The organism is Paenibacillus sp. Pae15 (genome assembly GCF_024519685.1).
Classification (GTDB): Bacteria; Bacillota; Bacilli; order Paenibacillales; family NBRC-103111; genus Paenibacillus_G; species Paenibacillus_G naphthalenovorans.
Genome location: NZ_JALJRM010000007.1, coordinates 99,278 through 125,974 on the forward strand (window position 1 = coordinate 99,278; position 26,697 = coordinate 125,974).

Genomic DNA, 26,697 nt, shown 5'->3' on the forward strand with positions numbered 1-26,697 from the left:
AAGCGACACTGGGCTTACGTCGAAAGCGTTTGCAGACCAATGTTGTTTAATAAGACAAGGAGTGAGAGGATTGAAGTACCGGTATTTGATTTTTAGCATGATCGTATTTATGACGGTTATTAACTACATTGACCGTGGAGCGATTTCGTACGCCCAAGCCGCGATTATCGCAGAATTCGGTCTTAATCCAAAGTCATGGGGTGAAATCCTGGGTTACTTTGGCTACGGTTACATGATCGGGGCGCTGTTCGGCGGGATGCTGGCCGATAAGAAGGGGCCGAAGTTTGTTTGGATTGCGGCGGGGCTGGCTTGGTCTGTTTTTGAGATTGGGACCGCTTATGCCGGTTATATCGGAATGACCCTTTTAGGCGGTTCCGCCATTGCCGGCTTTGCTCTGTTTCGGGTGTTGTTCGGTCTGTCCGAGGGGCCGCTTTTTTCTACCATCAATCGCACGATGGCCAACTGGGCCGCTCCCAAAGAAAGAGGATTTGCCGCTTCGCTCGGATTGCTCGGCTCGCCGCTGGGGGCTTTGCTGACAGCCCCGGTAGCTGTCGGATTGCTTTCCATTATGGACTGGAAAAAGATGTTCCTCGTTTTGGGTATCATCGGAATCATTTGGGTCGTGATTTGGATGAAGATGTTTACCGACAATCCGGAGGATCATCCGAAAGTATCCAAGGAGGAGTTGGTTGAAATCCGGTCCACCGACGGTTTGTTGAAAACCGAGCAGGTCGTAAATCAAGGACCGAAGGTACATGTCCCATGGTATCATTTCTTTAAAAGTCCGACGTTGGTCATGAACGCCATCGGATATTTCGCCTTCCAATACGTCAATTTCTTGATTTTGACCTGGACACCTAAGTATTTGCAGGACACCTTTGATTTTAAATTATCTTCTTTGTGGTATTTAGGGATGATCCCTTGGATCGGCGCCTGCGTCACCGTATTGCTCGGGGGGAAAATCTCCGACGCTCTTCGCCGGAAAACAGGCAGCTTGCGCATCGCCCGTTCCGGTTTGGCGGTTGTTTCCCTTCTTCTTACGGCGATCTGCTTTATGATGATTCCGACTGTAAACAGTGTAGGGGCCGTGCTTGCTCTGATGGCCATCGGGAATGCGTTTAACTTTTTGCCTAATTCCGTGTATTGGACCGTTATTATCGATACGGAACCTACCCGAGCGGGGACCTTTGGAGGAGTTACTCACTTTATCACGAATATAGCTACTATTGTCGCTCCTACGTTAACAGGTGTACTGGTTGCGTCAAGCGGGTATACGGCTATGTTTGTAGCGGCAGCCGTTGCAGCAGGAATAGGGATGGTGGCCATGATCTTTGTGAAACCCGGCAAAAGGGAAAAAACAGCTTAATCGACGAATATTTCACATTCCAAGGCAGCCCCCGACTAGGGGGTGCCAATCCAAGGTGAGAGGAGATTCCAAATGTCCGATTCTAATCTGTTAAAGCTCGATATCGCGACGCTTTCGAAGAAGCTTCGCAGCAAGGAAATATCTCCGAAAGACATTGTCACCCCATTGCTAAAAAGGATAGATGCCCTCAATCCGGTGCTCAATGCTTTCATTACGGTAACGGCGGAGGAGGCGCTTGTACAGGCCGAACAAGCCGAGGCCGAAATCGCGGCAGGTCAATACAGAGGACCGCTGCACGGAATTCCCGTCGGATTAAAGGATCTGATTTATACCAAAGGCATAAAAACCACCATGGGCTCCGCGATTTACAAAGATTTTATACCCGATGCGGATGCCAGTGTGGTCCGGAAGCTAAAGCAGGCCGGTGCCATTGTGATCGGAAAACTCAACACGCATGAATTTGCCTATGGACCTACGGGCGATATTTCTTATTTTGGCCCGGTGCGCAACCCCTATGATACGTCCAAAATGACCGGAGGGTCCAGCAGCGGCGCCGGTGCGGCCGTCGCTTCAGCACTCTGCTTCGGAGCTTTAGGAACCGATACCGGGGGCTCTATCCGGATTCCTTCTTCGGCATGCGGGATTGTCGGAATGAAGCCTACCTTTGGGAGAGTAAGCAAACACGGAGTATATCCGTTGGCCTACACGCTGGACCATATCGGACCGATGACACGGACCGTTCAGGATAATGCGGAGCTGCTAGGCATCTTGGCCGGTTACGATCCTGAGGACCCGTTTTCGGTGGAGCGAGCGGGAGAAGATTTTACCCGTTATATCGGGGAACCGATTCGAGGTAAGGTGATCGGTATTCCATCGACCTTCTATTACGACCTGATTGATGATGAAATCCGCGCCAAAATAGACGACGCCATCAATCTGTTGAGAACCCTGGGCGCAGAAATCCGAACGGTGGATATTCCGGTTCTTTCCGAAGTGTCATGGGCACAGCTGAAAACGATACAAAGCGAAGCTTATGCGGTTCACGAAGAGCACTTCAATTCTTCCGCGGAAAAATATCATCCGGAAGTGTTGGAACGGCTGCAGGTAAGCGCAGAAGCCAAGGGGTATGAATACGTGAAGGCTCAGGACATTCGCCGTCGCGCTCAGGAGTCCTTTCGTCATGTTTTCGAGCATGTGGATGTGCTGGTTACGCCAACCCTCCCCATCCTGCCTCCGAATATCGGACAGAAGGAAATCCGGATCAACGGACAGGACGAGCCGGTTCGTGCCGCCCTTCTCCGCTTAACAGGACCAACCAATTTGACGGGACTGCCCAGCCTTTCGGTTCCATGCGGTTTTTCAAAGACGGGCTTACCGATCGGGATGCAGTTCATCGGAAGGCCTTTCGATGAGGCGTCATTATATCAATTCGCTGCCGCTTTTGAAAAGGAAGCCGCCATCCCTGCATTACGATGGGAAATTAAATAAGCAGCCCGGGGGATGCATTCATAAGGGCAGAGTAAGGTAAGCATGCCACTGAAAAAGCTTTGCAAGGCGGAGAATTTGTAGAAGTACGGCTAAACCAATGGAGAAGGGACCGCCCCGATGTCTATTTTAGACGGAGGAGCGGTCCCTTTGCTGTCTTTGATGATGTCCATTCCCTTTCGCTTAAAAGATTGTAGGGCCGGAAGGCTATGCGGGAGGTTCCCCCTTGTTGCCATACTCGATGGCCTTCTCCCAGGTTACTGCAACACGTGTGATATCTTCTTCATTAAGATCATTACCTATCTGTACTTCAATGAATACGAGCGGCGTAATGGCCTTCACTGTATGTTTGGCCCCGCAGGGGATTTGAATCACGTCGCCGGTTTCAATGGTGGAGAGTCGGCCCTCCAAAATCAGCTCACCGGATCCGGAAATGACGGTCCATACTTCTCTTCTTTTTTGGTGAGAATGATAGCTCATATTTTTGCCTGCATGCATCTCGATCTTTTTAATCAGAGTTTCCGTTTCCTTTTCTGTTTTCGAGTAGTCCAATACCCGACAGGTTCCCCATCTTCTTTCATCATACATAGGCCGTCGCAGGATGCTATTGACTTGCTGCTTGATTCGATTGGCGTTGGTTTTACTGGCGACAAGAATACCATCGGCGCTTGCGGCTACAATAATATCGGATACATCGATCACATGAACGGGAAAGGAGAGCTCATTGACCAGTTGGGTATTCACAGAGTCATCTGACACCTGGCCTAAACCGACGACGCTGCTGCCAAGATGATTCGCTAATGTATCCCAGCTGCCCAAATCGTTCCAGGTCCCACCGTAGGGGATCACTACCGTATGACCGGTTTTTTCCACAACTTCATGATCAAAGCTAAGCTCGGGCAATTGTTCATACCGATCAAGCCATTCCTCATATTCAACGGGCAGACCTCGGCTGCTTAAGTAAGAAAGCATAAACCGTAGGGAAAAGGCGAAAACACCGCAATTCCATAGAGCGTTCTTTTGAATCAGGAAGCTTGCATGGTTTGCATCCGGTTTCTCCACGAATTGGGCAACGGGATAGTATTCCGCCTTGTTTTGGATCTTCGGCACAATGTATCCATATTGACTGGAGGCGTGAGTAGGGGTGGTTCCAAGAAGGGCGAGATCTGCTTGGGATTGGCTGAGGATATGCGGCATCTGATGAAAAATATGGAAAAAGGACTCCTCAACGAATAAATCAACAGGAATAATACAGACGGTTTCATCTGCATCGGCATGCACTTTGGAATGAAAATAAGCTGCGGCTAAAGCGACTGCCGTGAAAGTTCCTCTTTTGTGAGGTTCGCTAATGATAGGAACGCGGTCGCCAATATGATTTATGGTAATTTCAATTTGGCTTTGATGAGTAACGATCGATGTGTATGGAAGCAATCCGGCTGACTCCAATTGTCTGCAAATCCTTTGGATCATGGATTCCTTGACCCCGTCTGGAGATTCCAGCAGCTTAAGAAATATCTTCGATCGGATTTCATTGGAGAGCGGCCAGAGTCTTTTCCCGGAACCACCGGATAGCAAAACAATTCGCAAGACTATTCCTCCTTACAGGAAGCCTTTAGGATCTTCGTTGTTTTTTGAACAATAAAAAAAGTATACATTGTTTTCAGCGGTGCCGAAATCTTTTTTTAGTACAAGTAAACCTGCCTTATAATGGCGGTCGCTCATCCATGGACGAATAGACGTTTTCTTCTTATTCGGATCACCTTTTCGATAGCTTGTTTTAATGTGAATCCGGCACGGAGCCAAGATTGATTAAGCATATCCCTTCTGCCTTGCCTTCCCTTCTGTCTACAAAGACCCGGGTTTCGATACGCCAATCTCATTTGTCTTTTTAGGCTCTGAATATCCGCTTCCGCCCAGCGTTGTCCTTTTTGTGCGAACAAATGGCGGAAAGTAGGTGATATGGAGTGCCGGCTATTCATGCTGATCGCCGGAGGTCTAAGCTGATAACGGATGAAAAATGAATTTCCGGAATGCAAGAAGTCCATGTGTCCGCCCCATCCGGTAGCGATAACGGGAACACCGCTGGACAGCGATTCAAGAAAAGGTAAGCCTACGCCTTCCCCTCGGGAAGGCAATACAAAGACATTCCCCAGAGTATATATCCCTTTCATCTGATGCTGCCTCAGACGATGTGTGATAATGGAAACCGGAGCAGTTTTTTTGCGGATTCGAAGCATTTTTTTGTAATTGCGAATTTTATTTTTAATCCATTCTTCCTTTTCAACCCGGCTGTATCCATTCGTTTTGATTACTAAAGCGACTCGATCGGCGGAAGAAAACTCTTCCCAGTAGGCTCTTAATAAAGCCTCGGGATTTTTACGGTGTTGGAAACCAAATATGGAAACAAATATGAACCTTCCTGACAGCTGTTTTAACAGCAGCTTCTTATTCTTCGGCTTAAAAATATGGATATGCACTCCATGCGGGACAATAAATAGGGGTACCTTCACGCCGCTATTTCTCATGGCGACCTTATTATGAAGCGAAGGGACGAAAACGGCATCAAACTGATTGATATTAGGCAGCCAGCAGCGCGGTATTTTGGTTGTTTCCCATACGGTATTCAAAATGATGTAATCGTAACGTTTTCTTTCCTTTTTCAGGTTAATGGTATTTGGCGGATAATGATATATTAAAACCTTGGGTTTGTTTTTGGCGTATGGCTTTTGTGCGAATTTCGCAAGCAGGGTATTTGTTCTGTTTGGTGTTCTGGTCAACTGATGCGTTTTCACATCCACTTTCACATCCACGCCTCGCCGCTGCAAAGCAAGAACATACTCTCTGCTTGCTATTCCAAGACCGCTGGCTCTACTTACAGGCCCTCTCCATACCACTTGATAAGCAGTCATTGTACCAGTCCCTTAGGTTTTCTTGAATACCACTTCCGCTTGTGGAAGGAGATGGACCTGAATTTCTTAGCCAGCTTCTTGATCTTGGACGGGGATAACTGTGAAGCATTCATATTTAAACTTTTGTTCAAAGCCTTCTTAAGTATGAGCTGGCCGGGGGATCTGGAGTAGAGGAAGTTCCCATACGTTTCAAATTCGGAAAAAGCAAACGGTTTGGACTTGTCGCTTTGGCGTATAATCGCCCGGTACCAGCTTGTATGATGTCTGGCTTCAATAGCCTTCTTCAGCTTGGCAAGCTTTGATTTATCAAACAGCATATAGTGGGTGACAAATGAGACGGGCGAAGAGGCCTTGGTTCCCAATAGCTTTTTGTAGGTTTTGAAATATTCATTCTGGCTCCAATTTCGGCAGTAAAACACGGTTTTGCCACCGGTTCTAAACCTGTGGGGACGAATCAGTACCGTATCGGCATCGATGACCAAGTAAAATTTTTGGGAACCTAAGGAATCGCCGCCGAGCTTTAATAGCTGCTGGTAAAGCCAGCCCGACTTATCCCATTTCCTGGAACGGTAATGAATATGCTTTTTGGTAATCGGCAGGACGGCAGTCTCATTGATAAATCGGCACCCTTTATGGCGGCATATGTTTTTGATTTTTTGGCTGTTTGGAGAAACGATCATAATGCTGCCTATAGGATGCTTTACATGCTTTCTGATGGCATCAATCACATAAGGGAGTGTACCCGAATCCTTCTCAATCGCCGGGATGAGCACATCGATTTTGGTTTTGCTTTTGGGCGGGTTCTGAGTTGGAAGTCCCATCTCTTCATCTCCATTTGCTTGATACTGTAGTAAATGATCTCCACTATAATATGTCTTTTTTAAGGGAATGGTTTGGGCAAAAGGGACGGCGTGAGGTATATATGGAAATGAAAGTGCCGCTTCTAGACAAAATATCCAATCCATATTTTATTGACAGGGTCTCATGCAAATAGTATGATTTATTCAATCTGAACCATTATACAATTACGGGTATGATCGACATGAACATAAGCGGAAGCGATGTACGTCGTATGGGTGACGCCTTTTTCGATCGAAAAAGGTGTTTTTGCTTGGGGGGGACGATATGATTCAACTTATTGATTTGCATAAAGAGTATAAGACGAAAAAAGGAATGGTCCTCGGTGTCGATCGTGTCAATTTAACTATCCGCAAAGGGGATATTTTCGGCATTGTCGGTTACAGCGGAGCCGGTAAAAGCTCGGTGCTCCGGTGTATCAACCTGCTGGAGAAGCCTACCTCGGGCAAAGTGGTGGTCGATGGCGTGGATCTGACGTCGCTTTCGAAGGAAGAGCTAAGAGTCGCCCGCCAAAAAATCGGGATGATCTTCCAGCACTTTCATTTGATCACCAGCAAAACGGTGTTCGAGAACGTGGCTTTCGCGCTTAAAGCTGCGGGGAAACCGCCATCTTTGATCGACAAGCGGGTCACCGAGCTCTTGCAGCTGGTAGGACTGGCTGACAAAGCGGAGCATTACCCGGCCCAGCTCAGCGGCGGCCAGAAGCAAAGGGTAGGTATAGCGCGGGCATTAGCCAATGATCCTCAGGTGCTGCTGTGCGACGAGCCGACCTCCGCTCTCGATCCGACCACAACCCAATCCATTTTGTCGCTGCTTCGCGATATCAATAAAACCTTAGGCCTGACTATCGTACTCATCACGCATGAAATGGAAGTGGTGAAGGATTTATGTCATCACGTCGCCATCATGCAGGACGGAAAAATTATTGAAGAAGGCTCGGTTTATGAGATTTTTGCCAATCCGGTTCAATCGTTGACCCGGGAATTTATTGCCAACACGCTGGAGTTCAAACTGCCCCGGAAATTATGGGACAAGCTCGATCCGGCCGGGAAAGTGGTCAAAGTATTATTTCGCGATGAAGCGGCTGAACAAGCGATTATTTATGACATGCTGAAAGCGAGCGGAATCAAGGCGAACATCCTGCATGGCAAGATTGAATATATCGGGGACAAGCCTCTGGGCACGTTTATTATGGAAGTGACAGGAGAACCCCTGGAGATCGACAACGCGCTGCAATATCTGGTGGATCGATCCTGCGGAGTGGAGGTGGTAGACCGTGTCGAGTAGCGAATTCCTTCAATTGTTGCCCGATATGCTCAAGGCCTTTTATGAGACCTTGTACATGGTCGGCATCTCGCTCGGCGTCGCCATCGTGTTGGGTATACCGATAGGAATACTGCTTTTTGTCAGTGACCGGGGATTGTTCTCCGAGAATCGTACGCTCAATGTGGTGGTAGGATTTGTGGCGAATATGATTCGTTCCATTCCGTTTTTGATCCTGCTCGTACTGCTCCTGCCGTTCACGCATTGGATTCTCGGGACGACCATCGGCCCGACAGCGGCGGCGGTTCCGTTATCGGTGGCGGCCATTCCTTTCTATGCACGGCTGGTAGAGGCATCGCTGCGGGAAGTAAACAAAGGCGTTATCGAAGCTGCGGTGGCGATGGGCGCAAAGCCGTGGCTTATTATCCGTGAAGTGCTGCTGCCCGAAGCCAAATCGGGAATTATTTCGGGATTGACGATCACGGCAATCAGCCTGATCGGCTTCTCCGCTATGGCCGGTACGGTCGGCGGTGGAGGGATTGGCGACCTGGCCATTCGTTTCGGGTATTACCGGTACGATAATCAAGTGTTGTTTACAACGGTTATTTTGCTGATCGTGTTAGTTCAAATCATTCAACATATCGGGGATTGGGCCGCACGTAAAGTAGATAAGCGTTGAGATAAATATGATTTCAAAGGGGGAAGGGAAACCATGAGAAAGCATGCTGTACTCATGATGATTCTGGCATTGGTTTTATCTTTGCTTGCAGGCTGTGGAACCAAAGATGCCGGGAGCGACAATGGCGCCGATGCGCCTAAGCAAGAGCAGAAAAAAGCATTAAAGATCGGAGCAACGGCCGGCCCTTACAGCGATATGGTCGGTAAAGCGATTAAGCCGATTATGGAAAGCAAAGGCTACACGATTGAAGTTGTGGAGTTTAACGATTACGTTCAGCCGAACAAGGCGCTTGCCAACGGCTCGATTGATGCCAACCTGTTCCAGCACATTATTTATTTGAAAAAATTCGCATCGGACAATGGTTTGGATCTCAAAGAAGTGATCAGTGTACCGACGGCTCCAATGGGACTGTATTCCAACAAGTTTAAATCGCTTGATGATATCAAAGAAGGCAGCACGTTAACGGTCGCCAACGATCCGGCCAACCTGGCCCGCACGCTGCTTATGCTTCAGGATATCGGATTGGTTACCATCAAAAAGGATGCCGATCCGTCGAAAATATCCGAAAAGGATATCGACCAAAACCCGAAGAAGCTTGTTATTAAACCGCTTGAAGCCGCTCAATTGCCGCGTACTGTAGATAGCGCCGATTTGGCTGCGGTACCGGGCAACTTTGCACTTGCCGCCAAGATGGATCTGACCGCTGCTTTGAAATTGGAGAACATGGCGGAAAACTACCGCAACGTACTGGTTGTGAATACGAAAGATGTCGAAACTCAATTCGCCCAAGATCTGAAAGCTGCGATTCAATCGCCGGAGTTTGAGAAAACGATCGACGAACAATTCAAAGGCTTCTCCAAGCCGGAATGGATGACAAAGAAGTAATAAAAATTAAGGCTCTCCGCTGAGGGGGCCTTATTTTTTGCCGTCGGGATGCGCAAAAATTTGGAAAATATGAATTTAAAAATCGACAATTTTTTTGTATAATATTTGTAAATACATATTCAACCAGGTAGCGCTGTCTTTCCCATTCTTGTAGCTTTTTTTTTACAATGAGGTGCTGACATGAACGGAAATTCAATCATGCAATTAACAAAAAAGTTACAAGTATCAAACGGCGGGCATATTTTATACTTTTACGATGATTTGCAGCATTATCTAAATAATGCGCTTTCATATATTGTCACCGGTCTGGAACACGATCATCATATTCTGTTTATTGACTCCGAAGAGAAAAATCGTCTGATTGAGGAAAAGCTGAAGCAGATTCTATCGAATGAACAACGGTGTAAGGTGCATTTTTATGACCGATGCGTTTTTTATGGGGCGCACGGAGATTTTAACAGTCAAACCATCGTGAATCAATTCGGTGAAATGCTGCAGCCTTTTTTGAGTAAGCATATTTCTATACGAACGTGGGCCCATGTAGATTGGAAGGAACAAGAAGGTATTGCAGATTTGCTTGAGAAGTACGAAGTGATAGCTGACAGCAATGTTTACGGAATGGGATTGTTATCCGTCTGTGCCTATGATGCGAAAAGTGTACCTGCGTCACTTCTTATGAAGTTAATGAGAAGCCACGAGTACCTGATGACGGACAATGAACTGATTCGTTCCAATTTATATAAGAATACAGATGAAACGGTGATATTTCCTTCCCTTTCGGTTCAGTCCGAAATGCAATCCGAAATGGATTTATATAAGCAAAAGCTGGATTTTGTTCATGTGGTGTCCCACGAAGTCCGCAATCCGCTGACGATTATCAAAGCGTATGCTTCGATGGTGCTTAAATCGGAGTCTCATCTAAGTCCGGGCAGCATAGAAAAGATGAAATCGATTGCCGACTGCGTGGATATTATAGATAATGAAATTTCATATATCATCTATACGGAACAGATGTTATCAAACGACTTATTATGGAATAAAGAAATGATCTGGCTTTTGCCGAGTATACAAGAAGTCATCGATTTTATGAGTATTAAAGCGAGAACGCAAGAGATTCAGCTTGTTTATACACTGGATCTGAAAGGAAACGAGAAGCTTTTCAACAATACCATCGGATTTAAATTAATATTGTCGAATTTATTGAGCAACGCGATAAAGTATAGTCATGAGCATTCCAAAGTCATATTCTCGGCCGTCAGTGACGGGAAGAAAGTAGTGATGAAGATTAAGGATCATGGTGTGGGCATGCATGAACACCAGCTTCAAAATTTGTTTCAAAAATACGGGAAATTCAATCAAGAAAAAAGCGGTCAAGGGATTGGTCTTTACATGGTAAAGAAGCTTCTGGATCATTTTGAAGGCACGATCCATATCCAGAGTACATACAATCAAGGTACGGAAGTAAGGGTTGAGCTGCCGTTAGCCGAATCATAAAGTCATGAGTGGGATCACTCTTTTACAGCCTGTAGACAGCATTCCTCACGGAATGGGATTCTACGGGCTGTTTTTTTATTTTACGCAGATAGAAAAAAATAATTTTGGGTAAATTTCCAAAATATTGATTGACAAAAGAAGGATAAAAGAATACAATTAATACTAACATACTAATAGTTAGATGTTAACTATTAGTAAGTAAAAATAGGGAGGTTGTTACAATGGCTAAAACAAAATGGATTGTCGACCCTACGCACAGCAGTATCGATTTTACGATCAGACACATGATGATTGCGAAGGTAAAGGGGACCTTCCATACCTTTGAAGCGAATATTGAAGCCGACCCCACAGATCTGACAACCGCTGACGTTCAATTTAGTATCGATTTAAGCAGTATTGACACCCGGAATGATGATCGTGATGCGCATTTGCGTACAGCTGATTTTTTTGATATCGAGAAGTATCCGAAACTGACCTTCCAATCTACCCAAATCACGAAAACAGGTGACGGGGAATACAATGTGACCGGCAATCTGAACCTTCATGGCGTCACTCGCCCTGAAACATTCTCCGTTACATTTGAGGGTCAGGGCAAAGATCCTTGGGGAAATGAGAAAGCCGGATTCAGCGGTCAAGGCAGCCTGAAGCGCAGCGACTACGGCTTAACCTGGAACGCGGCATTGGAAACAGGAGGCGTGCTCGTCGGAGACGAGGTTAAAGTTTCGATTGAGATTGAAGCGTCGAAACAAGCCTGACATGGATATATAAACAGCATGCCGGATCCCTGTGAATCAAGGGCACCCTATCGGGTGTCTTTTCACATACCGGCGGGGAAAGGCCGATGGCCCAGACAGTTGCTTTTTGAAATAACCTGTGGTAAAGTTAGAGAAATTGGAAATTTGAAACCGCAATTCACATATTGAAAAGGGGATCATTTTGAAGATGGAACTTTTTTCAATATGTGAATTTTTTTTAAAGAAAAAAGGAACATGTTAAATTAATCTATTGGAGGTTTTTCACAATGCAAACAGGTACAGTAAAATGGTTTAACGCAGAGAAAGGTTTTGGCTTTATCGAGGTTGAAGGGGGAAACGATGTATTCGTACATTTCAGCGCGATTCAAGGCGATGGCTTCAAGACGCTTGACGAAGGCCAACGCGTGGAATTCAACGTTGTACAAGGCAACCGCGGTCCTCAAGCCGAAAATGTTGTAAAGCTGTAAAGCACATACCGTCTTAGCCATAAGACAGCAACCACAGGGATCGTCTCCAGAAAGGCGGTTCCTTTCGTGCTGTCATAAAGCGAAAGCCCTTATCGATAACGATAAGGGCTTCGTCTTTGCCCGGGATTTAACCTAATCCCAGACCTTCTGCGATTCTCGCTCCGTAATCGGGGTCGGCTTTGCGGAAATGCCCGATTTGCCGCAGTTGAATCTCCGGTTTCACAGGCTTCATTGCAGTGACAATGTTGTCGATCAGATCCGCTTGTTCGCTCTCGCTCAATAAACGATACAAATCGCCGGCTTGCGTGTAATGATCATCGCGATCATACGGGTAGCTGTCGACCGCACCGGATACCGGCAGCGGCGGAGCTTTGGCTTCCGGAACCTCTTTCGGGCCGTTAAAGCTGTTGGGCTCGTAGTTGACCGAACTGCCGCCGTTGTCGTCGAATCTCATCGCCCCATCCCGCTGATAGTTGTCTGCAGGGCTTATCGGACGGTTTACCGGTAACAGATTATGGTTTGCTCCCACGCGGTACCGGTGCGCGTCGGAATAGGCAAACAGCCGGCCCTGCAGCATTTTGTCCGGGGAGAAACTGATACCGGGCACCACATTTCCAGGCGACAGCGTCGCTTGCTCCACTTCCGCGAAATAGTTTTTCGGATTCCGGTTCAATACGATGCGTCCGACCGGGATCAAAGGATAATCCTTCTGGGACCACACCTTGGTCACATCGAACGGGTCGAAACGGTACGTATCTGCATCCTGCAGAGGCATAATTTGAACGTACAGCGTCCAGGACGGATAATCCCCTTTTTCGATCGCTTCAAACAGATCCCGGGTTACGTAATCCGGGTCCTCGCCGGCGATGCGGACGGCTTCCTCCCGGCGAAAATTCTGAATGCCCTGATCGGTCTTGAAATGGTATTTTACCCAGACGGCTTCGCCCTGCTCATTAATCCATTGGAACGTATGGCTGCCGAACATGTGCATATGACGATACGATTTGGGTGTGCCGCGGTTGGAGAACAAAATGGTCACTTGATGCAGCGATTCCGGGGAAAGAGACCAGAAATCCCAGATCGCGTTCGGGTCTTTAAGATTGGTTTGGGGATTGCGTTTCTGCGTATGGATAAAGTCCGGAAACTTCAGAGGATCGCGAATAAAAAAAACAGGCGTATTGTTGCCGACCAGATCATAATTGCCGTCTTCGGTATAGAATTTGATAGCCGTACCGCGAGGATCGCGTTCGGTATCCGCGGCGCCTTTTTCGCCGGCGACCGTTGAGAAGCGGATGAAAACCGGTGTTTGCTTGCCAACCTCGGATAAGAATTTGGCCTTGGTCCACTGATTCACGGCATGCGTGACTTCAAAATAGCCGAAAGCGCCTGCACCTTTCGCGTGGACGACCCGCTCCGGAATGCGTTCGCGGTTAAAATGAGCCAACTTTTCGAGTAAGTGCACATCTTGGATCACTACAGGCCCGCGTTGGCCGGCCGTTTGCGAATTCTGATTATCCGCGACAGGGCTTCCACTGGATGTCGTTAACTTTTTTTTGCCCATATCATCAACCTCCTCTTCAAATTTCTAATTGATGTGTGATGGTCATGTTGTGCATATTCTGCACGGCGGTTCGAAATTGCTCGATCCATCAAGGCCGGCGAGCGTGTGGAGCCGGAAAGAACACTCACGGCGGGAAAAGCCCGGAGGAATGAGAAATCCCATGCATTTTATTTGTATTAGCCATATATACTGGATTATGACTACTTCCTAGGATGATAGGGCGGGTGATGCGCATTGCTTCATATTGTCGCTTGTATTAAACAGGTGCCGGATACGAAAATCATCAAGATGAATCCGAAGACCAATACCATGGATCGTGCCAGCGCGCCGGCGATCCTCAATCCCTATGACGCTCATGCGGTGGAGGAGGCGGTTCGGCTCAAGGCAAAGTACGGGGGAACGGTCTCGGTGCTGACCATGGGGCCGCCGCCGGCGGTGAAGGCGATTAAAAAATGCATCGAAATCGGAGCGGACGAGGGCTATATGATCTCCGACCGCGCGTTTGCCGGCGCCGATACGCTGGCGACCAGCTATGCGCTGACGAAAGCTTTGGACAAAATCGCCAAGCTCCGGCCGATCGACCTGATCCTGTGCGGTAAAATGACCATAGACGGAGACACGGGTCAAGTGGGTCCCGGGATTGCCAGGAGACTCGATATTCCCCCGCTCACCTCGGTCAAGAAGATCGTGGAGGTGCGGCGGGAACAAGGATATTTGATCGTACACCGTAAGCTGGAGGACGGCTATGAGGTTGTCCGATCGACATTGCCCTGTCTGCTTTCCGTGGAAAAAGAGATTAACGAAGTTCCGTATTCTCCGCTGCCTAACGTGCTTCGGGCGGCACGCTATCAACCGCAAATATGGTCGGTGGGCGATCTGGACGATGTTGACCGGACTCAGCTTGGATTAAAAGGGTCGCCGACGATTGTTTCCTCCGTGTGGGCGCCCCAAAAGCCCCAAGGGGGGACCATTCTGGAGGGTGGACCGAAGGAACAGGTGAAGGGATTGCTCGGCATTTTGATGGAAAAGAAAGAATTGTTCCAAGCAAGGGGTGAAGCTTGATGAGCTTCGAGGACTACCGGGGTGTCTGGGTGTATATCGAGGTGAAGGAAGGCCAGGTCGCTCCGGTTTCGCTTGAATTGTTGGGGGCGGGGAGAAGGCTGGCGGATAAACGGGGAACGGAGCTGGCCGGGGTCGTCATCGGCGAAGGCGTGAAGCCCTTGGCAGAAACGGTATTTGCATACGGTGCGGATACGCTCTATGTATACGATGACCCGATTTATAAGCATTACCGTACGGAACCGTACATGAAAGCCTTGCTCGCGTGCACGCAGAAGTACAAACCGGAAATTATTCTGTACGGTGCCACCTCGACCGGAAAGGATCTGGCGAGCGCGGTGGCTACGGATCTGCCTACGGGACTTACCGCCGATTCCACCATGCTGGATGTGGAAGAAGACACCGGCCTGCTGCTGGCCAGCCGTCCTGCTTTCGGAGGCAACATCATGGCGACAATATTGTGCAAGAAGTACCGGCCTCAAATGGCTACCGTTCGCCCGAAAGTTATGAAAGCGCTATTCCCGGAGCCTGGCCGAACGGGAACGCTGGTAGAAGAATCGATTCCGCTGCAGGAAGAAGAGGTTCGCACCAAAGTGTTGGAGATCGTTCGGGAAACAGCCCGCAGAGTGCGCATCGATGAAGCGGATATTGTGGTAGCCGGGGGAAAGGGAATGGGAGGACCCGCAGGATTTCAGCTGATACATAAGCTGGCCGAAGTTTTGGGAGCCGCCGTAGGGGCCAGCCGGGATGTGGTCGAAGCGGGATGGATCGGGCATCATCATCAAGTAGGGCAGACCGGTGTAACGGTCACGCCGAAAATCTACTTTGCCATAGGCATCTCAGGGGCCATCCAGCATATCGTGGGCATGCAAAATTCCGGATTAATCATAGCGATCAATAAGGATCCGAATGCTGCGATATTCCAGAACTGCCATTACGGGATTGTAGGCGATGCGTTCGAGATCTTGCCCCTGCTGATTGAAGAGTACACAACGGCCTTGGGTGGAAAGGAGGACGGGTATGTCCGAAAAATTTGAATGCATCGTCGTCGGCGCCGGCCCTGCGGGAATTGCCTGTGCCTATGAGCTGGCCAAGGCCGGAGTGAAGGTGCTGCTGTTGGAGCGAGGCGAATATCCGGGCTCGAAAAATGTGATGGGCGGCGTGCTGTACCGGCAGATGATGGAGGATGTCATCCCGGAATTTTATAAAGAAGCTCCGCTGGAGCGGCCTATCGTAGAGCAGCGGTTTATGATGATGGATAAGGAATCGGCCCTTACCTTCGGTTATAAAGGAATGGAATGGGGACAGGAGCCTTATAACAACTTTACCGTGCTTCGGGCCAAATTCGATCAATGGTTCGCTCAGAAGGCGGTGGATCAAGGCGCACTGCTCGTGAACGAGACGGTGGTGCTGGAATGCATTGTAGAGGACGGCCGCGTGGTGGGCGTGCGTACGGACCGTCCGGACGGGGACCTGTATGCGGATGTCGTGATCCTGGCGGACGGAGTGAACTCCTTGTTGGCGAAGTCGCTCGGGTTTCACAGAGAGTTCAGGCCGGACGAAGTGGCGTTGGCTACCATGGAGATTATTAAGCTGGACCGCAAAATCATTGAAGACCGCTTTAACCTGGAGCAGGATCAAGGGTGTACCATCGAGCTGTTCGGCGATGCCACCAAAGGGATCTTGGGCACAGGATTTCTGTATACCAATAAAGATACGCTCAGCATAGGCGTCGGCACTTTACTCTCGGGACTCATCAAGCATAAAATAAAACCATACGAGCTGCTGGAATATGTCAAACATCATCCGATGATTCGTCCGTACCTCCAAGGGGGCGAACCCCAGGAATATTTGGCCCATCTGATCCCGGAAGGCGGTTATTATTCCATGCCTAAGGTTGTCGGAGACGGCGTCCTTGTCGTGGGTGATGCCGCACAGCTTGTCAATGCGATTCACCGGGAAGGATCGAACATGGCGATGACCTCCGGCCGTTTGGCTGCCGAAACGGTCGTGAAGGCCAAAGAAGAGGGAGATTATTCCGAGCGCGTGCTCGATCATTACCGCAAGCGGCTGATGGACAGCTTCGTCGGTCAGGATTTGAAAAAATATAAAGACGCCACTCACCATTTCGATCGCTTTCCCCAATATTTCGATCAATATATTCCCATGATGAATCGAGCGGCCAGCCAAATGTTTACCGTAGACGGTTCCTCCAAGAAAGAGAAGCAGAGGAAGATATGGAATGAGATTGGCCCGGTCAAAGAGAAGCTCAAAATCGCCCGCGACCTATACCGGGCATGGAAGGTGATGAAGTGAGCCATGAGTGAGCAGGCCAAAGCCGCAACGATAGAGGAGAAGCAGTATCTCCTTCGTTTTAACGCCGATACGAAATCTCATCTTCATGTGTTGAATGCGGAGGTTTGTTTAACCGATTGCCCCGATAAAATATGCACGATCTTCTGCCCTGCCGAAGTGTATAAATGGGAGGAGATCCGGATGCATGTCGGCTACGAGGGCTGTCACGAATGCGGCAGCTGCAGAATCGGCTGTCCTCATCAGAATATCAAATGGGAATACCCGAAAGGCGGCCATGGGATCGTCTTTCGATTGGGGTGAAGCCTATGTTTGAGATCGGCGATTGCGTTGTTTTTTCCCTGGACCGGGCAAGGGGCATTATTATGGAGGCGAACGATGATGTATACCACGTCGTGTGGGAGGATTTTTTCTCCAGCTGGGAGAAAGGCGAGCTGCTCTCCAAAATAGCTCTTAGGTTGGATGACGATCAAGGAGCAGATAGAAATCGTGAGTGAACATACGGAGTAAACCATAACCAGGTGCCCTTGCGGTGGTACCGGGTCACCGCTTTGCCGTTCAGCCGGTGTGCCTTAGTATGTTAATTCTTCTTGAAGCCAACCTAAGAGTACTACCATATTACTGCGAAGAGGGATCATATGAGTTATTTATGGTTGGTTTTCGCTTTATTATCGGCCATAACCGCCGCGCTGGTCAGTATTTTCGGCAAGATCGGGCTGCAGTCGGTGGAAGCCAACACGGCAACGGCGGTCAGGGCCGTCATTATGGCGGTATTTTTAGTGGCCGTGGTTGCGTTTCAAGGCAATATCGGTAAAATCCCGTCTCTTTTCGAAGACAAAAAAACGCTGCTGTTCATCGTGCTGAGCGGAGCCGCCGGTGCCGCTTCCTGGTTGTTTTATTTTTGGGCTTTAAAGCTCGGTAAAGTTTCGCAAGTCGCCCCGGTCGATAAATTAAGCGTGGTCATTGCGACGATAGCGGCCGTTGTGTTTCTGGGGGAACGCCTCAGCTGGATCAGCGGAATCGGCATAAGTCTCATTGCCATCGGCGTCATTCTGATCGCATTCAGCTGAAGGTATAATATAAGAAAAACAAAGGACACCCGCCCCGGTGTCCTTTGTCTGTCTATTCCGCTGCGACTTTCTCGAGTACTTTGATCAGCTCGGCGGGCGGGTAAGCTCCGGAGAGGGCGTACTTGTTATTGAATACAAAGAAAGGTACGCCGGTAACGCCGATTTGTCTGGCTGCTGTCTGGTCATGCGTTACCTTGTCGCTTCCTTTCCCCTGTTCGAGCTGTTCCCGCAGATGGACCGGATCATGACCGAGGGAAGCGGCGATGCCAAGCAGAATATCCAGCTGGGCTATGTCCTGGCCCTGTTCGAAGTAAGCGTTCATGATGGCATCGATCATAGCCTCCTGCTCGGAGGCGGGCAACAGGGCTGTCAGCCGATGGGCCAGCTTGGTGTTCGGCATGCGGGTCACCTGATCGAAACGAAATGTCACCCCCACCGCTTCCCCCGCCTGGGTCACACGATCGGTCATTTGCTTCAAGGAAGCGGCATTGCCGCCCATTTTTCTGATCATAGCGTCCTGAAAGGGAAGTCCCTCGGCCGGCAGCGTCGAATCCAACTCAAAAGCCCTAAAATGGATCTCCACCTCGTCTTTAGGACCCCATGCAGCCAGAGCATCCTGTAAATTTTTCTTGCCGATTCGGCACCATGGACATACCATGTCGGAAAAGACATCGATTTGTATCATCGATATTTACCTCCAGTCAGTCACTTACTTTGTTATAGTATGATCGATTTGCCGGCGAAAGGCAACCATGGATCATTTACCATCGGATATTTTTGTTTTTATCTGTAACAAAAACAGAGATCAATCGTTATAACTCTTGCGAAAGGGGGAGAGGCATGCAGAAGGATTCGTTTACAGAGCTGTTCCGGATGTTTCAGCCCTCTCTCTATCGCTATTTATACCGCATGTGCGGGTCTAAAGAGGTGGCCGAAGAGCTGCTTCAGGAGACGTTTTATCGGGCCATGCTCTCGCTTCGGCTGGAGGATATGAGATTGGCCCGGGCCTGGTTATATAAAGTAGCCCGAAATCTGTTTATCGACTGGGTACGCAAGCGGAAGGGGGAGGCGGAGATGCTGCAGGCCATAGAGATTCACGCTTCCGGCACTAGCCCGATGCCTACTCCTGAAGAGGCTTTGCAGCTGCAGGAGCAGCGGAGAAAAATGACCGGGGTCATGCGTAAGCTGCCCGAGCATTACCGGACGATTCTTTATTTGAGGGAAATGGAAGGCTTCTCCTATCAGGAGCTGGCCGAGACTTTGGATCTCAGCATGAGTCAAGTCAAAGTCATGCTGCACCGCAGCAGGGATAAATTCAGGGAACTGGCGGATCAATGGGAAAGGGGAAATGGACATGAGTGAACAGCGCTTTACTAACGAAGAAAAGCTGCTGCATAACTGGGAATCCGATGCCAACGAACCGGATTCCCCGGCCTGGGATGAGAAAAAGTTCAAGCGCATGATCTGGCGCACCCGGTTTACCGTCGTAAGGAGCGTGGTCTCCACACTGCTGGGGATTTTCTTGCTGGTATGGATTTATATGATGCTCGTAACGAGTTATTATCACAGCAGCGGGAAAAGCGACCAATTTATCCGCTATGTCACTACCTTGGTAGAAACGCATGAACCGGGTTTAAAAGTGGAGAAAGGCGGTCATTGGAACGCAGAGCTGACGCCTTTTCTGACGAAAAAAGCCACGCTGAAGCTGTTTAAGCAGGTGGGTGAATGGCAGATCATCGCAGGGGAAGTTACGGCCACCCAAACGCTTTTCGGTGACGTAACCTATTCGATCAATGAAAATGTAACCTATTTAAGAACACCCAGCCGGTTTTCTTTCGCCGTCCCGCCCGATCTGATTGCCGGTGACCCCAGCCGCACACAGGCTCCCTCCAACCGTTCGGTTTGGGAGCAGCTCAAGCATATCGAGGACGGTTATGTAGCGGAGTTGGCTTTTTCCACGGTTGTGGGGATGGATCCCGAGGAGCTTCTCAAGCGGCTTTCCAACTATCAAGTGCGGGTTCTCAGCATGCCGGTTTATGCGGGAGAGCTGAAGGGAGATCTGAAGAATATTCCCCATTCGACTTCAAATGAACTCCATTTCGTGCCCCATCTTACGTTAAGGCCTTTTGTAAAGTATCAAGAAGAGGGAAACGGGATGAGCTGGGCCGGTTGGCTGGAGAATGCGGACACCCTCAAGCAATCCGTCGATCAAATGCTCAAAGATATCGAATGGCTGAGACAGGAGAGAAGCTACCGGGAGTCCGAAAACGACGGGAAGCGGTTGGACTACCTGAAAGAGAACGGAGTGAAAGTATATGGCGCCGTTGTTACAGGACCGGTGCGCGAGCTGGAGAAGCTGAAGCAGGAGCAGGACCTGTTTTATTTTCAATTGGGAAGGATCGAAATTTGGAACTGGGAGGAACACACATCGTAACAGAGGCCCATAGGTTCAATCCCCGTACACAAAGGCATCAAGTCTGGCGGTGTGTTATCGACACCTTTACATTTTTCCATATGTCAATAATTGCAATTTTACAGGACTTAAGTGCCAAGCAAGAGGGTTAACGGATGGGTATGCGGAGTGAAAACATATCCATTGGCCTGCTTATCTTTCCTTCTACAAGGAAACACATAACTTTCTGTTTTTTGTGGAACATTACCCCTTAGCCGATGACCGCATAAGAAAAACCATCGCCTAAGGAGTGAAATGGTTACATGAAACGTTATGTCTCTTTCCTCGCCGCATTCGTTGTGCTTTTGTGTTTGATTTTACCCCATTCGGCCGAAGCCAATGCGAACAAACCTTATCACTTCGGGTTTAAGAAGAGCAGGAACCATGAGCTTCCATCGATTCAGGAAGAGGGGTTCCGGTCCATTGTCCAGAAGCATGATGCCATTTTTTTGGGCGATACGAAGCAAAAGGAGCTTTATCTTACGTTTGATAACGGCTATGAGAACGGGTATACGAGCAGGATTTTGGATGTACTCAAGGAGAAGCAGGTACCGGCCATCTTCTTTGTGACGGGACATTATATTCAAGACCAGCCCGAGCTGTTGAAGCGAATGGTGCAGGAGGGCCACCTCATAGGCAATCATTCCTGGAGCCATCCCGACCTTACACAGGTATCCGACCAGAAGCTGAAGGAAGAACTGGATCGTGTCAAAACGAAAGTAGCGGAGCTGACCTCCCAAAAGGAAATGCCGTATTTGCGCCCGCCGCGGGGGGTTTTTAGCGAACGGATGCTTGCGGCCAGCAAAGGATACGGGTATACCAACGTGTTTTGGTCGATTGCTTATAAGGACTGGGATCCGAAGCTGCAAAGAGGATGGGCTTACGCATACGAAAGCATCATGTCGCAGCTGCATCCCGGTGCGGTCATCCTGCTTCACTCTGTATCGAAAGACAACGCGGAGGCGTTAGCCAAAATTATTGACGATGCCCGGAAGCAAGGATATGAATTCAAGAGCCTGGACCAGCTGCAGACGAAAAATTATTAATTTATCCGTAACCCTCACATCGATGTGGGGGTTTATTTTGTATTCATACCGAAATCTGCTTTTGATGGAACCGTTTGCGGTGACTATAAAATAATGGGTTGACAGTAGGGTTTATTCTTGCTAGAATCCAAGTTGCAAATAAATGATAATGATTATCAGTACCAACTTTAAAAAGGGGAGTGTAATGATGTTAAAGAAACACCGGAGATTCTTATCATCCGCAATAACGGCTATTCTGAGCGTCGGGCTTTTGGCAGGATGTGGAACGGCATCACAAGGCGGACAGCAAGCTGCGCAGCCGCAAGAGCCGAATAGCGGAGCTTCCGAATCGAAGACGGAACAAGTCGTCAATCTTTATACGGCAAGACATTATGAAGTGGACGACGTTCTTTATGCTCAATTTACGGAGAAAACCGGTATTAAAGTCAATGTCGTCAAAGGCAAGGCGGAAGAATTGATTGAACGGTTAAAGCGTGAGGGAGAGAGCACTTCCGCCGATTTGTTCATCACAGTGGACGGCGGAGTGCTGAATAACGCCAAGCTGAACGGAGTGCTGCAGCCTGTAAAGTCGGATGTCATTGAGGCTAATGTTCCTGCACAGCTCCGGGATAAAGACAACGAGTGGATCGGTCTGTCGACGCGGGCCCGTGTGATCGTATACTCCAAAGATCGGGTTAAACCGGAGCAGCTCTCTACATACGAAGATTTGGCTACCGATAAGTGGAAAGGAAAAGTGCTCGTGCGTTCCTCCACAAGCTTGTATAACCAATCGCTGCTTGCTTCCCTGATCGAGTTGAACGGGGAGCAGAAAGCGGAAGAGTGGGCTAAAGGCATCGTCGCTAACCTCGGCCGTGCGCCGGAAGGCGGGGACCGTGACCAAGCAAAAGCCATTGCTGCGGGAACCGGAGATGTAGCCATTATGAACACTTATTACTTTGGACAGATGCTGAACTCCAAAGATGCGGAAGAAGTGAAGGTTGCACAGCAGCTCGGCGTGTTCTTCCCTAACCAAAGCACGACCGGCACGCATCTGAATATCAGTGGAGTGGGTCTTGCAAAGCACAGCAAAAATAAAGAAAATGCCGTGAAGCTGATCGAGTTCTTGACCGATACGGAAGCGCAGGAACTGATGTCCAAGGAGAACTTTGAATTCCCGGTAAACCCCAAGGCGGAGAAACCGGAGCTTCTGAAATCTTGGGGAGAGTTTAAGGCCCAGCAAATTGACTTTGCCAAGCTGGGAGAACATAATAAAAAGGCAGTTGAGATTTCTAATAAAGTAGGTTGGAAATAAAAATGCGCTTTAGAGCAGCTATACGCAATATAAAACAACATACAAACGGCTGGCTTTATGCCAGCCTTCTGGGGGCAGTGGTCGTTCTGCTGCCCATTTTTACTATATTCGTGTCGCTGTTCCAACCGCCAAACGAAAACTGGCAGCACATCAAGCAGTATTTACTGCAGGACTATGTGTTCCAGACCGTTTGGCTTGTGTTGTTTACTTGTCTGTTTACCGTGCTGCTTGGGGTAACGTTGGCTTGGCTGATCGCGGCTTATGATTTTCCGCTCAGACGCTTTTTTCGCTGGGCGCTTGTGCTGCCGCTGGCCGTTCCTCCGTACATTGCGGCGTACACCTACAGCACGATGTTGAGCTATACCGGCATTGTCCAAACCACGCTGCGCAATGAATTCGGGGTGATGCCAAACCCGGAGTGGTTTGGCATCATGTCGATGAGAGGCGCCATTTTCATATTTACGATGTTCTTGTTTCCATACGTATACATGATTACCAGATCCTATCTGGAGCATCAGAGCGGCTCTTATATTGAGAATGCCGCTCTGCTCGGGAGAAAACCTTTTTCCATATTTGTCTTTATCGTGCTGCCGATTTCCCGGCCTGCCATCGTCGGCGGTGTCATACTTGTCGTATTCGAAGTGCTTAGCGATTATGGCGTATCGAGCTATTACGGTATCCAGACCATCTCCGTGGCGATATTTCAGACCTGGTTCGGAATGTACGATGTCGACTCTGCCGTCCGTTTGGCCGCATGGCTGATGGCGGGGGTCGTCGGGATATTCGTGGTGGAACGGCTGCTCCGCCATCAGCGGAGCTTCGCGGCTTCCACCAGTAAATCGAGACCGCTTACACCCAAGAAGCTGAAAGGTATCCGCGCTGCGGCTGCTTTCATGTTCTGCGGGCTTATGTTTGCGTGCTCCTTCCTTATCCCTGTCATTCAATTGATCGTATGGGCCGCCTGGAGCTATGACGATGTGCTTACCCCGGCTTTTTTCGAATTGACGTATAACACGATAGGCCTTGCTTTGACGGCCACGGCGATCATTATGGTGTTCTCGGTGATTACAGCCAATGTAGTTCGTCAGCAATCGAATGTGCTGACCTATGTGCTGGCCCGGTCGGTGACGTCCGGCTATTCCGTTCCCGGAGCGATTATTGCCATCGGCGTACTGGCGCTGTTTATCGGCCTTGATCAATGGCTGGCCCCGCTATATGCCCGCATGGGCCTGGGGAAAGCGCCGCTTGTGCTCAGCATGTCCTTGGTTATGCTGGTTGTCGCTTATGTGGTCCGCTTTATGGCCACCGGATACAATGCGGTCGAGGCCGGTTTTGAGAAGATCGGGATGAAATATACGGAAGCCTCAAGGCTGCTCGGCCTGGGGATGACGAAGACCTTTTTCAAGGTGGATGCCCCGCTGATCAAGGGCGCCTTGTTCAGCGGCGTTATTCTAACGTTCGTGGAAATTATGAAAGAATTACCGTTAGCCTTGCTGCTTAGACCGTTTAACTTTGAAACGCTGGCGACCAAGACCTATCAATACGCAAGCGACGAACGCATCTATGAAGCTTCCATACCCTCTTTGTTTATTATCGGTGTCAGTATGGTCTCTGTTATCGTATTTCATCAATTAGGGAAGAGGTTGAATTCATGAAGATCGTGAATATTGGTAAACTTTCATTTTCCTATTCCTCCAAACAGAAGCCAGTGATTGACCGCTTCTCCTTCGATATGGAAAAAGGGGAGATCGTCGGGATTTTGGGGCCTAGCGGGAGTGGAAAAAGTACGCTGCTGCGGCTTGTTGCCGGGTTGGAGTCGCCAACCGGCGGAAGCATTGCGATTTCCGGGCGTACCGTGGTGGACGATACCTCCTTCATACCTCCTGAAAACCGCGGCGTCGGCATGGTGTTTCAGGATTATGCATTGTTTCCGCATATGACCGTAGCAGGCAACATCGAATTTGGCCTGCATCGTCTGTCGAAGAAAGAACGTGCCGCGCGGCTTGCAGAAATGCTGGAGCTGGTGCAGCTATCAGGCTTTGAGAAGCGTTATCCCCACGAATTAAGCGGGGGCCAGCAGCAGCGTGTAGCCTTGGCAAGGGCTCTTGCCCCGCGTCCTTCCATTCTTCTGATGGATGAACCGTTCAGCAACCTGGATGCAGACCTTAAAGTCTCTATCCGCAGCGAGCTTAGAGATATCCTGAGAAAAGCGGAGATGACCTGTTTGTTCGTAAGTCACGACCACCAGGACGTTGATGCGATTTGTGATCGTACGGTGATGATGGTTTCTTAATCAAGGGTTGCCCGTTGCATTAGACCAACGGGGATAGTATAGTTGTATTAACTATACTGAGGTGAAGCGACACGAGATGAATTGGATGGAGACGATTACAAGTTTGGATTGGCATGATGTGGAACATTGGCTAAAGCAATATGAAGCCTTAGGGCCGCTTCCCGGTATTCTAGCCCCTATGGCAGAATCCTTTCTCCCCGCTTTGCCTCTGGTGGCTATCTTGATTGCCAATGTGAATGCCTATGGATTAGGCGAAGGCGTATTGCTGTCCTGGATCGGAGTAGTGTGCGGAAGCATCAGCGTGTTTGCAATCTTCCGTAAATTTGGTGGCAGGCTTCGCGGTTGGATCGAGCGGAAGCATCCCAGGTCGGAGAAATTAGTGCATTGGCTGGAGCAGCACGGGTTTACCCCCATTTTCCTGCTCGCATGCTTCCCGTTTACACCATCCTCTCTTGTGAACATAATAGCGGGGCTCTCCAAGGTTCCCATGCATACCTTTGTCTTGGCTACGGCTTTGGGCAAAGGCGTCATGATCTTTCTCGTATCGTTTGCCGGCCATAATTTGGACAGCCTGCTCAAACATCCCCTGAAAATAGCGCTGATTTTTCTTGTGTTCTTTATCATTTGGCTGTTCGGGCGTAAGCTGGAATCCAAATATTTTAAATGAAAGCACCGCTCTCTTCTGAAGCTGTCTGTTCAGGGGAGGGCGTTTTTTGTTAGGGAACTGACTTCCAGCATAGCTGTGCGTTTGGTGTTTACAGTATGAACGCGCAAAATTAGAGGTAGCGGTCTTGACGGCGGCATGATAACCTGAAGGAAAACAGAGGCAGAGGTGAAAGGAATGGGATTTTTCGACGGGCTCATGGGGAACGCATCGGAATTGAATGCGGTTGATCTCCAGAAAGAATACGCACGAATATTGGCCAAAGGCGAAACGATTGAGAAGGGGTATAAGGTCATACGCGATCTGTTCATTTTTACGAACAAACGTCTGATTCTGGTGGATAAGCAGGGCTTGACCGGAAGAAAGATGGAGTACCATTCCGTTCCTTATCGGAGCATCACGCACTTCAGCATTGAAACCGCGGGGAGCTTTGATCTGGATGCCGAACTGAAAATCTGGATTTCCGGGAATGCGACACCCATCCAGAAGCAGTTTAACAAGAGCTTGAATATCTATGAGCTGCAGAGCGTGTTGGCCGCTTACGTGCTGGATTAGACAATACGACGGGATCTAAAGCGATAGACAAAATGGGAATAATGATGGAAAGCCGGCAGCAGGGGGATTAAGGTTGCCATGATCGGGTGCCGCAACGATTCGTGCTAAAGCTCTGATGGCAGCTCATGCGTTCCGCCGCACCAAGTCAGAATAGGCCTGACGGGCCCTCGAACGAATGTTTGTTCCACGTGGAAAACGTAAAGGTCATACGAAAGGGGCATACCACCGGTGA

27 protein-coding genes are annotated in these 26,697 nt (G+C 49.1%); 22 read left to right on the top strand and 5 right to left on the bottom strand.

Annotated features, from left to right (window positions below; all coding sequences use genetic code 11):
* The first annotated feature begins 97 nt into the window (after positions 1 to 97).
* Both NR121_RS08130 and NR121_RS08135 read left to right on the top strand, forming a co-directional pair.
* The gene (locus tag NR121_RS08130) at positions 98 to 1,366 is read left to right on the top strand and encodes an MFS transporter (protein ID WP_306274404.1); all 1,269 of its coding nucleotides are present in this window, start codon (positions 98 to 100) and stop codon (positions 1,364 to 1,366) included.
* A 72-nt stretch (positions 1,367 to 1,438) separates the two neighbouring features.
* Positions 1,439 to 2,854: an Asp-tRNA(Asn)/Glu-tRNA(Gln) amidotransferase GatCAB subunit A gene (locus NR121_RS08135; protein ID WP_074729847.1), complete on the top strand. Its 1,416-nt coding sequence runs from the start codon at positions 1,439 to 1,441 to the stop codon at positions 2,852 to 2,854.
* 204 nt (positions 2,855 to 3,058) lie between these two features.
* Here the strand turns inward: NR121_RS08135 and NR121_RS08140 are convergent, their stop codons facing one another.
* The 3 genes from NR121_RS08140 to NR121_RS08150 form a co-directional block, all read right to left on the bottom strand.
* Positions 3,059 to 4,438, bottom strand: coding sequence for a sugar phosphate nucleotidyltransferase (locus tag NR121_RS08140; RefSeq protein WP_074729846.1), 1,380 nt, complete (start codon positions 4,436 to 4,438; stop codon positions 3,059 to 3,061).
* Between the two features lie 131 nt (positions 4,439 to 4,569).
* A complete protein-coding gene (locus NR121_RS08145; protein ID WP_137671002.1) occupies positions 4,570 to 5,760 on the bottom strand; it encodes a glycosyltransferase family 4 protein in 1,191 nt (396 codons plus the stop codon).
* Complete coding sequence (locus NR121_RS08150; RefSeq protein ID WP_062410256.1) at positions 5,757 to 6,581, bottom strand: DUF6492 family protein; 825 nt, start codon at positions 6,579 to 6,581, stop codon at positions 5,757 to 5,759. The genes NR121_RS08145 and NR121_RS08150 overlap by 4 nt, the downstream gene beginning before the upstream one ends.
* A 304-nt stretch (positions 6,582 to 6,885) precedes the next feature.
* Here NR121_RS08150 and NR121_RS08155 point away from each other — a divergent pair, with 304 nt between their 5' ends.
* From NR121_RS08155 to NR121_RS08180, 6 genes are all read left to right on the top strand, one after another.
* Positions 6,886 to 7,905: a methionine ABC transporter ATP-binding protein gene (locus NR121_RS08155; RefSeq protein ID WP_256831063.1), complete on the top strand. Its 1,020-nt coding sequence runs from the start codon at positions 6,886 to 6,888 to the stop codon at positions 7,903 to 7,905.
* Between the two features lie 25 nt (positions 7,906 to 7,930).
* Complete coding sequence (locus tag NR121_RS08160; RefSeq protein ID WP_054817054.1) at positions 7,931 to 8,560, top strand: methionine ABC transporter permease; 630 nt, start codon at positions 7,931 to 7,933, stop codon at positions 8,558 to 8,560.
* A gap of 33 nt (positions 8,561 to 8,593) precedes the next feature.
* Positions 8,594 to 9,445, top strand: coding sequence for a MetQ/NlpA family ABC transporter substrate-binding protein (locus NR121_RS08165; protein ID WP_062410258.1), 852 nt, complete (start codon positions 8,594 to 8,596; stop codon positions 9,443 to 9,445).
* Positions 9,446 to 9,643: 198 nt separating this feature from the next.
* Entirely contained in the window at positions 9,644 to 10,939 is a 1,296-nt protein-coding gene (locus tag NR121_RS08170) for an ATP-binding protein (RefSeq protein ID WP_171006009.1), read from the top strand.
* Positions 10,940 to 11,160: 221 nt separating this feature from the next.
* The gene (locus NR121_RS08175; RefSeq protein WP_054817004.1) at positions 11,161 to 11,694 is read left to right on the top strand and encodes a YceI family protein; all 534 of its coding nucleotides are present in this window, start codon (positions 11,161 to 11,163) and stop codon (positions 11,692 to 11,694) included.
* Positions 11,695 to 11,960: 266 nt separating this feature from the next.
* Positions 11,961 to 12,161 (top strand): cold-shock protein, encoded by a 201-nt coding sequence (locus NR121_RS08180; protein WP_054817005.1) that lies wholly within the window; start codon positions 11,961 to 11,963, stop codon positions 12,159 to 12,161.
* Between the two features lie 127 nt (positions 12,162 to 12,288).
* Here NR121_RS08180 and NR121_RS08185 read toward each other — a convergent pair whose 3' ends face one another.
* On the bottom strand, positions 12,289 to 13,722 hold the full coding sequence (locus NR121_RS08185; protein ID WP_256831064.1) for a catalase: 1,434 nt from the start codon (positions 13,720 to 13,722) through the stop codon (positions 12,289 to 12,291).
* A 234-nt stretch (positions 13,723 to 13,956) separates the two neighbouring features.
* Between NR121_RS08185 and NR121_RS08190 the strand changes: the two genes are divergently transcribed.
* The 6 genes from NR121_RS08190 (at position 13,957) to NR121_RS08215 (ending at position 18,164) form a co-directional block, all read left to right on the top strand.
* Positions 13,957 to 14,784, top strand: coding sequence for an electron transfer flavoprotein subunit beta/FixA family protein (locus NR121_RS08190; protein ID WP_062410261.1), 828 nt, complete (start codon positions 13,957 to 13,959; stop codon positions 14,782 to 14,784).
* Complete coding sequence (locus tag NR121_RS08195; protein WP_054817006.1) at positions 14,784 to 15,818, top strand: electron transfer flavoprotein subunit alpha/FixB family protein; 1,035 nt, start codon at positions 14,784 to 14,786, stop codon at positions 15,816 to 15,818. The genes NR121_RS08190 and NR121_RS08195 overlap by 1 nt, the downstream gene beginning before the upstream one ends.
* Positions 15,802 to 17,097, top strand: a complete 1,296-nt coding sequence (locus NR121_RS08200) for an FAD-dependent oxidoreductase (protein ID WP_054817007.1) — start codon at positions 15,802 to 15,804, stop codon at positions 17,095 to 17,097. Before NR121_RS08195 ends, NR121_RS08200 begins: the two co-directional genes overlap by 17 nt.
* A gap of 3 nt (positions 17,098 to 17,100) precedes the next feature.
* Entirely contained in the window at positions 17,101 to 17,397 is a 297-nt protein-coding gene (locus tag NR121_RS08205) for a ferredoxin family protein (RefSeq protein ID WP_062410263.1), read from the top strand.
* A 5-nt stretch (positions 17,398 to 17,402) separates the two neighbouring features.
* Positions 17,403 to 17,591, top strand: coding sequence for a hypothetical protein (locus NR121_RS08210; RefSeq protein WP_054817008.1), 189 nt, complete (start codon positions 17,403 to 17,405; stop codon positions 17,589 to 17,591).
* Between the two features lie 141 nt (positions 17,592 to 17,732).
* Entirely contained in the window at positions 17,733 to 18,164 is a 432-nt protein-coding gene (locus tag NR121_RS08215; RefSeq protein WP_062410264.1) for an EamA family transporter, read from the top strand.
* A 52-nt stretch (positions 18,165 to 18,216) separates the two neighbouring features.
* On the opposite strand, the gene NR121_RS08220 is transcribed toward NR121_RS08215, so the two are convergent.
* Positions 18,217 to 18,849 carry a DsbA family oxidoreductase gene (locus NR121_RS08220; RefSeq protein ID WP_217437424.1) on the bottom strand — a complete coding sequence of 211 codons (633 nt, stop codon included), beginning with the start codon at positions 18,847 to 18,849 and terminating at the stop codon, positions 18,217 to 18,219.
* A 155-nt stretch (positions 18,850 to 19,004) separates the two neighbouring features.
* Here NR121_RS08220 and NR121_RS08225 point away from each other — a divergent pair, with 155 nt between their 5' ends.
* From NR121_RS08225 to NR121_RS08260, 8 genes are all read left to right on the top strand, one after another.
* Entirely contained in the window at positions 19,005 to 19,526 is a 522-nt protein-coding gene (locus NR121_RS08225) for an RNA polymerase sigma factor (RefSeq protein WP_054817009.1), read from the top strand.
* Positions 19,519 to 20,598 (top strand): anti sigma factor C-terminal domain-containing protein, encoded by a 1,080-nt coding sequence (locus NR121_RS08230; RefSeq protein ID WP_054817010.1) that lies wholly within the window; start codon positions 19,519 to 19,521, stop codon positions 20,596 to 20,598. Before NR121_RS08225 ends, NR121_RS08230 begins: the two co-directional genes overlap by 8 nt.
* Positions 20,599 to 20,879: 281 nt before the next feature.
* Positions 20,880 to 21,662: a delta-lactam-biosynthetic de-N-acetylase gene (gene pdaA, locus NR121_RS08235; protein WP_062410265.1), complete on the top strand. Its 783-nt coding sequence runs from the start codon at positions 20,880 to 20,882 to the stop codon at positions 21,660 to 21,662.
* Positions 21,663 to 21,846: 184 nt separating this feature from the next.
* Positions 21,847 to 22,953: a Fe(3+) ABC transporter substrate-binding protein gene (locus tag NR121_RS08240; RefSeq protein WP_373864990.1), complete on the top strand. Its 1,107-nt coding sequence runs from the start codon at positions 21,847 to 21,849 to the stop codon at positions 22,951 to 22,953.
* Between the two features lie 2 nt (positions 22,954 to 22,955).
* Positions 22,956 to 24,608 carry an ABC transporter permease gene (locus tag NR121_RS08245; protein ID WP_054817057.1) on the top strand — a complete coding sequence of 551 codons (1,653 nt, stop codon included), beginning with the start codon at positions 22,956 to 22,958 and terminating at the stop codon, positions 24,606 to 24,608.
* Positions 24,605 to 25,246, top strand: coding sequence for an ABC transporter ATP-binding protein (locus tag NR121_RS08250; RefSeq protein ID WP_054817011.1), 642 nt, complete (start codon positions 24,605 to 24,607; stop codon positions 25,244 to 25,246). The genes NR121_RS08245 and NR121_RS08250 overlap by 4 nt, the downstream gene beginning before the upstream one ends.
* 76 nt (positions 25,247 to 25,322) lie before the next feature.
* Positions 25,323 to 25,913, top strand: coding sequence for a TVP38/TMEM64 family protein (locus tag NR121_RS08255; RefSeq protein ID WP_054817012.1), 591 nt, complete (start codon positions 25,323 to 25,325; stop codon positions 25,911 to 25,913).
* Positions 25,914 to 26,087: 174 nt separating this feature from the next.
* Entirely contained in the window at positions 26,088 to 26,465 is a 378-nt protein-coding gene (locus NR121_RS08260; protein ID WP_054817013.1) for a PH domain-containing protein, read from the top strand.
* Positions 26,466 to 26,697 lie beyond the last annotated feature (232 nt).

What these genes read in the sequence shown, in the direction of transcription:
- NR121_RS08245 (WP_054817057.1), top strand. Translation starts at nt 22,956, where the DNA reads ATGCGCTTTAGAGCAGCTATACGCAATATAAAACAACATACAAACGGC.
- NR121_RS08135 (WP_074729847.1), top strand. Translation starts at nt 1,439, where the DNA reads ATGTCCGATTCTAATCTGTTAAAGCTCGATATCGCGACGCTTTCGAAG.
- NR121_RS08210 (WP_054817008.1), top strand. Translation starts at nt 17,403, where the DNA reads ATGTTTGAGATCGGCGATTGCGTTGTTTTTTCCCTGGACCGGGCAAGG.
- NR121_RS08260 (WP_054817013.1), top strand. Translation starts at nt 26,088, where the DNA reads ATGGGATTTTTCGACGGGCTCATGGGGAACGCATCGGAATTGAATGCG.
- NR121_RS08255 (WP_054817012.1), top strand. Translation starts at nt 25,323, where the DNA reads ATGAATTGGATGGAGACGATTACAAGTTTGGATTGGCATGATGTGGAA.
- NR121_RS08205 (WP_062410263.1), top strand. Translation starts at nt 17,101, where the DNA reads ATGAGTGAGCAGGCCAAAGCCGCAACGATAGAGGAGAAGCAGTATCTC.
- NR121_RS08170 (WP_171006009.1), top strand. Translation starts at nt 9,644, where the DNA reads ATGCAATTAACAAAAAAGTTACAAGTATCAAACGGCGGGCATATTTTA.
- NR121_RS08230 (WP_054817010.1), top strand. Translation starts at nt 19,519, where the DNA reads ATGAGTGAACAGCGCTTTACTAACGAAGAAAAGCTGCTGCATAACTGG.
- NR121_RS08185 (WP_256831064.1), bottom strand. Translation starts at nt 13,722, where the DNA reads ATGGGCAAAAAAAAGTTAACGACATCCAGTGGAAGCCCTGTCGCGGAT.
- NR121_RS08250 (WP_054817011.1), top strand. Translation starts at nt 24,605, where the DNA reads ATGAAGATCGTGAATATTGGTAAACTTTCATTTTCCTATTCCTCCAAA.
- NR121_RS08200 (WP_054817007.1), top strand. Translation starts at nt 15,802, where the DNA reads ATGTCCGAAAAATTTGAATGCATCGTCGTCGGCGCCGGCCCTGCGGGA.
- NR121_RS08225 (WP_054817009.1), top strand. Translation starts at nt 19,005, where the DNA reads ATGCAGAAGGATTCGTTTACAGAGCTGTTCCGGATGTTTCAGCCCTCT.
- NR121_RS08155 (WP_256831063.1), top strand. Translation starts at nt 6,886, where the DNA reads ATGATTCAACTTATTGATTTGCATAAAGAGTATAAGACGAAAAAAGGA.
- NR121_RS08220 (WP_217437424.1), bottom strand. Translation starts at nt 18,849, where the DNA reads ATGATACAAATCGATGTCTTTTCCGACATGGTATGTCCATGGTGCCGA.
- pdaA (WP_062410265.1), top strand. Translation starts at nt 20,880, where the DNA reads ATGAAACGTTATGTCTCTTTCCTCGCCGCATTCGTTGTGCTTTTGTGT.
- NR121_RS08145 (WP_137671002.1), bottom strand. Translation starts at nt 5,760, where the DNA reads ATGACTGCTTATCAAGTGGTATGGAGAGGGCCTGTAAGTAGAGCCAGC.
- NR121_RS08130 (WP_306274404.1), top strand. Translation starts at nt 98, where the DNA reads ATGATCGTATTTATGACGGTTATTAACTACATTGACCGTGGAGCGATT.
- NR121_RS08180 (WP_054817005.1), top strand. Translation starts at nt 11,961, where the DNA reads ATGCAAACAGGTACAGTAAAATGGTTTAACGCAGAGAAAGGTTTTGGC.
- NR121_RS08195 (WP_054817006.1), top strand. Translation starts at nt 14,784, where the DNA reads ATGAGCTTCGAGGACTACCGGGGTGTCTGGGTGTATATCGAGGTGAAG.
- NR121_RS08165 (WP_062410258.1), top strand. Translation starts at nt 8,594, where the DNA reads ATGAGAAAGCATGCTGTACTCATGATGATTCTGGCATTGGTTTTATCT.
- NR121_RS08215 (WP_062410264.1), top strand. Translation starts at nt 17,733, where the DNA reads ATGAGTTATTTATGGTTGGTTTTCGCTTTATTATCGGCCATAACCGCC.
- NR121_RS08150 (WP_062410256.1), bottom strand. Translation starts at nt 6,581, where the DNA reads ATGGGACTTCCAACTCAGAACCCGCCCAAAAGCAAAACCAAAATCGAT.
- NR121_RS08160 (WP_054817054.1), top strand. Translation starts at nt 7,931, where the DNA reads ATGCTCAAGGCCTTTTATGAGACCTTGTACATGGTCGGCATCTCGCTC.
- NR121_RS08175 (WP_054817004.1), top strand. Translation starts at nt 11,161, where the DNA reads ATGGCTAAAACAAAATGGATTGTCGACCCTACGCACAGCAGTATCGAT.
- NR121_RS08240 (WP_373864990.1), top strand. Translation starts at nt 21,847, where the DNA reads ATGATGTTAAAGAAACACCGGAGATTCTTATCATCCGCAATAACGGCT.